This window comes from Enterobacter sp. 50793107, assembly GCF_001463365.1.
Taxonomy (GTDB): Bacteria; Pseudomonadota; Gammaproteobacteria; order Enterobacterales; family Enterobacteriaceae; genus Enterobacter; species Enterobacter cloacae.
In genome coordinates this window covers 1-5,376 of sequence record NZ_LNII01000171.1, presented here as the reverse complement: position 1 = coordinate 5,376, position 5,376 = coordinate 1, and the positions used below count along the sequence as shown (strand labels likewise).

Genomic DNA, 5,376 nt, shown 5'->3' with positions numbered 1-5,376 from the left:
GGCCGATAACAAGCGCGCCGCCGTTCGGCATGAGGATACCGGTAATCTCTCTCGGTGGCGAAACGATAACGACGCCACATTCATCGCAACGGCAGACCCAGCCACCGTGCTGGCGCTGCTGGATGAGCTGGAAGCCGCAGAGAAGCGGATTGCTGAGTTTTCACACCATCTCCAGTGCGCACACGCCTTTATCGAACATACAGAAGCGTTTGGTCACGCTGCATCAAACGGGATTCTGTGCTGCGGTGATGCGCAGTGGAATATTGATGAGTCTAAGTCTGCTCTGGCAGCAGCCGGTAAATGAGAGGCATCATGATCACCTTCACCAAAGAACAGCTTATCGCTTCTGCGCACGCGCGTATTGAGTTTGCAGAGATGATGCTGGCTGGAGAGTTAGAGCCCCTCAAAGAGCGCACATGGTCAATTGAACTGGAGCTGGCGCGTATCGCGCTGGCATCGCTCGAAGCGGAACCTGTGGCGTGGACGTGGGAAATTTATGGCGGAGGAAATATGTACGCCAAAATCAAACCTGAATCATTAGATGCGAGGCCGCTCTACACCGCCCCTCCATCGCCGGTATCTGTGCCCGCTGCGATGGAAATGGATGATGACTTTGACAGCGCGTTTGAACACGGAAAAGCTGTCGGCTGGAACGCCTATCGCGCCGCCATGCTTCAGGGTGCCAATGGTACCCTCACCAATGAGGGTACCATAACAGCCACGCAGTTTAAGCCGGTAGCAGACCTGTACGGCTTAACCTCACCAACTGGCGGTGAAACATCGTTCACTTTCGACGCTGTTGAAGCTCGCGATTTTATTGATGGCGGGTGGTCATGTCAGGAGTATGTGGAGCTTGAACGCTTCCAGGAGGCCGTGAGCGGCAACTCTCCGGTGATCCCGGATGGTTGGGTGGCTTGCAGTGAGCGGATGCCGGAAGATCTAGACCAGGTTTATTTATTCACCAATGGGGAGGTGTTAAAGGACGCGTTTTATAACGCAGATAAGCAATTATTCTATTGGGAGTATTCCGCTGATACGTGCAAAGCCAGTGAAGCATCTCACTGGAAGCCAATGATAATGCCAGCAGCACCGCGGCAGGAGGCGTGATGAAAATTGACCCTAGAAATTATCCTTTAGGAACGAAAGTTACTGTTCGCCTTACCACTGGCGAAGAGGTTAATGGTGTACTGAAGGACCATAGCGATTGGTTGACCGGGTGCCCTGTTGTTGAGACTGACGGAGGCGAGAAAATCGGCATAGGCTATCAGGGAGATGTTGTTTCTGTCGTACATGAGCAGGAGGCGAAGCCGTGAGTAAGCACATCATCAAATATGACTATCGTGACGGCGTAAAACTTGCGAAACATGAAACAGAAACCTGGTGCGGATATAAGCCTCAATTCTCTGACTGGCTGTATCAGGACGCTCAGCACGCTCTGTTAAGCATTGAGCAGGGTTCGCTTGTTCAGCCGTGCAAGCAGTGTCTTAAGGCTATTGTAAAAATTGCGCAGCAGGAGGCGTTATGAACGAGCTTCAGAAGATTTGGGTCGATGCATATCATAGCTACCTTGAAGACTGCAAGTCACCACCATATAAGCCAATACCATCTACAGTAGACCTTGATTCTGCGCGAAAGCATGCCGATAGAGTATTGGAATCACTAATGAAGTTACAGCAGGATGAATGATGTTTAACTTCACCCTAAGGCCATCATTCGCTTTGCTGTTTCTTTTCATGTGGAACTGTGGCGCATGGATAGCAATTGCAATTCTTGTGTATGCAAATCAGAGAGGGTTTTACGATGGTGTTATTTGCGGAGCTGTCATTATCCAGGCGATATACGGGGTAATTAAAACATGCAGGCAGTTTTTCAGGCTTCCTGTTTCCTAACCCATTCGACGCATAACTAAACGTCAAGCAACGTTTGATTTCCAATAATCATCCATCCATAATTAAGTCATCGGAGCCTGAACAACTCCGGTGACTTCTGCGCATTTAAGGGGACTTAAATGCGACCACAATCTGAACTCCTCACTTTGTCACAGATGCAGAAATGCACCTGCGATTTTCTGCATTCTGCGGTTTCCGTTAAGGAGGCCGTATGACTCTGCCAGTAGACGGCATCAAACTCCATCGCGGCAACTTCGCGGCCATATGCCAGCAGATTCAGCCATTGCTGGATGCCGGGCAATGCTTCCGCCTGCAGGTGAAGCCGTGGCGCGAGAAGCGCAGCCTGTCGCAGAACGCTCTCAGCCACATGTGGTACACGGAAATCAGCGACTACCTCATCGCCCGCGGTAAGGCCTTCGCTACGCCTGAGTGGGTCAAGGACGCGATGAAGCACACCTATCTCGGCTATGAAAGCAAAGACCGGGTAGACGTCGTGTCCGGCGAGGTAACCACGGTCCAATCCCTCCGCCATACGTCAGAGTTGGAAACCGGCGAGATGTACATCTTCCTGTGCAAAGTCGAAGCCTGGGCGATGAATATTGGATGCCACCTGACCATTCCGCAGAGCTGCGAGTACCAGCAGCTGCGCGATAAGCAGGAGGCATGATGTCTACTCCACTTTCTCGCGTCATCACAAACGAAATCTTCCGCCTCCCGGCGCGCCGCCAGCGCAAGCCAGAGGTTAAGCCGTCCGACATCCCTACCATGAAAGACTACACCGCCCGATTGGTGGATCAGAAATGGCTGCGTCTCGCGGCAAGGAGGAAACGTGCGTAAACCATCCCGCCGTAAGTGCAAAGTATGCGGTGAATACTTCGTGCCGAAATTCCACGACATCAGGATCCGCTGGTGCTGCCCGGAGCATGGCGCAATCCTCGCGATGGAGGAGCGCGAAAAGGAGAAGGTGAAAGCCGCGGCTAAACGCATTAAGGAACGTAAAGAGAAAGAGCGCGCGGATCGCCGGGATCTGAAAGCAAGAAAAGTGGCGCTAAAAACGAAACCGCAGTGGAGAGCTGAAGCGCAGGCGGCTTTCAATCGGTACGTCCGTCTGAGGGATGCTGGTAAGCCGTGCATCAGCTGCGGCAGGCTGCCGGAGCAGAAGTTTGGCGGAACCATGGACTGCGGCCACTACCGCACCCGCGGCGCAGCGGCGCACCTCGCTTTCAACCTTCACAATACCGCAGCCCAGTGTGTCTATTGCAACCGGGATCGCGACGGCGCGCAAAAGGCATTTGAACAGGGCCTTATTGAGCGCATCGGTGCCGAAAAAGTTGAGGCGATAAACAACGATAACTCCGTCCGCCGGTTCGACATTCCATACCTGCAGCGAATCAAATCCATTTTCACTCGTAAAGCCCGCGCGCTGGAGAAGCGCCGCGCCCGCCGACAGGAGGCAGCATGAGCACAGAAACTGAAATTGAACTGGGCAAGATTGTCGCGTTCCCGACGAAGAATAACGACCTACAGGACGGGCTGGTTATTCAGCGCGAAGGGCAGAAGGTTATGTGCCTGCACTCCACTGTTTGGGTGAATGAAAAAGACCGGACTTTACGCTGCCGGAAGTGCGAAACGTTGATCGAGCCTTTTGACTTCCTTATGACGCTCTGCGACCAGGAGTCTCGCTACATGGAGAACGTGAAATATCTCCGCCGCGAGGAAAAGCAGCGCCGCCAGAACATCGAAAAGCTCATTCAGATTGAGAAGAACGCCAAGTCCCGCATACGCCGCGCCGGGGATAAGTCACCACTTCCTCTCTGGCAGAACGAGAGGGTGGACGAATGACACGTGACCAGATTATCCGCTACCAGGCAGAAAGCGTTAAGCGCGCCAGCATGCCGCCAGTAGCAAAGCACAGCCAGACCAAAACCAACCAGCCACAGAAGGAAGCCGCATGAACAGTCAGCAACTGGAATACGTACGTCAGCAGCTCATTGTGGCGACCGCAGACCTCAGCGGGGCGACGAAAGGGCAGCTGGTAGCTTTCGCCGAGAACGCGCAATTCACCGCGACGGCGCGCAGCCGGGGGCGTAAGAAAATCACCGATCCGGTCACCGGCCGAAAAGTGAACCCAGACGGCCCGGCGATGAGTGGCAGCCAGTCCCGCGCCAAGGGATCATCTATCGCGCTTGTCAGCCCAGTAGAGTTTGGCACTGCGTCATGGCGCCGCGCTGTCCTGTCGCTGGAAGACCAGCAGAAAGCATGGCTGCTATGGAACTACAGCGAGAACATCCGCTTCGAGTACCAGGTAGCGATCACCCAGTGGGCGTGGGCAGAGTTCCGGGAGCAGCTCGGCGCGAAGAAGGTGGCTGGCAAGACGATGGAGCGCCTGAAGAAGCTGATCTGGCTGGCGGCGCAGGACGTCAAAACGGAGCTGGCGGGGCGGGAGACGTACGAATATCAGGCGCTGGCGGAGCTGGTTGGCGTAACACCAAAGAACTGGTCAGAGACGTTTACGGACCGCTGGGTTGAGATGCGTCGCATCTTCCTGCGCCTGGACAGCGGAGCTTTGTTGCAGGTTACGCGATCACGTTCACAACAAAAGGCGACAAATTTCGACAGAAGTCTTGCAAAACTGGATTGAAACGCATATATTTCATGTAAATCTGATATCGTCGCCATAGCTTCGTAGGTCGACAAAAAATTACAAGCCTCGCCATCGTGCGGGGCTTTTTCGTTTCAGGGTCAGAAGCACAGCGGTTGTGCGTTCGGCTGTTAACCGAATGGTCGAAGGTTCGAATCCTTCCTGTCCCGCCAAATTCGCCGGTCTAGTTCAGTGGCAGAACGGCAGCCTTGTAAGCTGCGCGTCAGAGGTTCGAATCCAGCCAGATGAGCCAAATTCTAATCTGGTGTAATTCCACCATTTCGAGGATGTCCTCGGTATGGTTACAATCCCGCCCCATCCCCTAGCTGTGTGGGATTTACCGCATTTGTGATGATGCCGATATGGTGCATAACTGACTCGCGATTAGGTTGTGTCGTCAGCTCCACGAAACGGAGTCCATAACAGCAAAAGCCACTACCATATTGTGCATAGTAACGGAATGACGCATACGGAATAGTGGAGTGGTTTTTGCGTTGTGGTGAATGTTCTGATGGCGTCGTAAAGCGATAGCCTTGAATGCCGGATAGCAGCACCGGCCACCACAAACCAAACCCACTACCTGGGACCCTTCGGCCAGAGAGCCGACATTGCCTTACCCTCATCTTCCCGGCCTGTCGCCGGGTTTTTTATTCCAGGCCCCGGGAACCATCATCGACATGCCTTCTTGTTAAATCGTCCCGAGGGCCTGATCCCTTACTACAAACAGCACCCCGTTCTTTCGGAGGTGATATGGCTAAACGTATGCAAGATAAAGAAAGCATTGCCGGAGTGTCATGGCTGATTGTCCTTGCTCTGTCATGCTGGGGCGGCCTCTTCCTATACCTT

Annotated in this window: 10 protein-coding genes and 1 tRNA gene; all 11 read left to right on the top strand. The window is 53.6% G+C overall.

Going from position 1 to position 5,376, the window contains the following annotated elements:
• A partial coding sequence (locus APU11_RS27825) for an ead/Ea22-like family protein (RefSeq protein WP_192842106.1) occupies positions 1 to 304 on the top strand: 304 nt, incomplete at its 5' end.
• A gap of 8 nt (positions 305 to 312) precedes the next feature.
• Positions 313 to 1,107 (top strand): DUF551 domain-containing protein, encoded by a 795-nt coding sequence (locus tag APU11_RS25095; RefSeq protein ID WP_058650894.1) that lies wholly within the window; start codon positions 313 to 315, stop codon positions 1,105 to 1,107.
• On the top strand, positions 1,107 to 1,313 hold the full coding sequence (locus APU11_RS25090; RefSeq protein WP_058650893.1) for a hypothetical protein: 207 nt from the start codon (positions 1,107 to 1,109) through the stop codon (positions 1,311 to 1,313). The genes APU11_RS25095 and APU11_RS25090 overlap by 1 nt, the downstream gene beginning before the upstream one ends.
• On the top strand, positions 1,310 to 1,525 hold the full coding sequence (locus APU11_RS25085; RefSeq protein ID WP_058650891.1) for a hypothetical protein: 216 nt from the start codon (positions 1,310 to 1,312) through the stop codon (positions 1,523 to 1,525). The genes APU11_RS25090 and APU11_RS25085 overlap by 4 nt, the downstream gene beginning before the upstream one ends.
• A gap of 575 nt (positions 1,526 to 2,100) precedes the next feature.
• Positions 2,101 to 2,556, top strand: coding sequence for a YbcN family protein (locus APU11_RS25075; RefSeq protein WP_058650887.1), 456 nt, complete (start codon positions 2,101 to 2,103; stop codon positions 2,554 to 2,556).
• Positions 2,556 to 2,726: a NinE family protein gene (locus APU11_RS25070; protein WP_058650885.1), complete on the top strand. Its 171-nt coding sequence runs from the start codon at positions 2,556 to 2,558 to the stop codon at positions 2,724 to 2,726. The genes APU11_RS25075 and APU11_RS25070 overlap by 1 nt, the downstream gene beginning before the upstream one ends.
• Positions 2,719 to 3,351 (top strand): recombination protein NinG, encoded by a 633-nt coding sequence (locus APU11_RS25065; protein WP_058650883.1) that lies wholly within the window; start codon positions 2,719 to 2,721, stop codon positions 3,349 to 3,351. The genes APU11_RS25070 and APU11_RS25065 overlap by 8 nt, the downstream gene beginning before the upstream one ends.
• Positions 3,348 to 3,731, top strand: a complete 384-nt coding sequence (locus APU11_RS25060; RefSeq protein ID WP_058650881.1) for a hypothetical protein — start codon at positions 3,348 to 3,350, stop codon at positions 3,729 to 3,731. The genes APU11_RS25065 and APU11_RS25060 overlap by 4 nt, the downstream gene beginning before the upstream one ends.
• Positions 3,728 to 3,844, top strand: a complete 117-nt coding sequence (locus APU11_RS28265; RefSeq protein ID WP_094058356.1) for a hypothetical protein — start codon at positions 3,728 to 3,730, stop codon at positions 3,842 to 3,844. Before APU11_RS25060 ends, APU11_RS28265 begins: the two co-directional genes overlap by 4 nt.
• Entirely contained in the window at positions 3,841 to 4,530 is a 690-nt protein-coding gene (locus APU11_RS25055) for a bacteriophage antitermination protein Q (RefSeq protein ID WP_058650879.1), read from the top strand. The genes APU11_RS28265 and APU11_RS25055 overlap by 4 nt, the downstream gene beginning before the upstream one ends.
• Before the next feature lie 98 nt (positions 4,531 to 4,628).
• Positions 4,629 to 4,703, top strand: a tRNA-Asn gene (locus tag APU11_RS25050).
• The last annotated feature ends 673 nt before the right edge of the window (positions 4,704 to 5,376 follow it).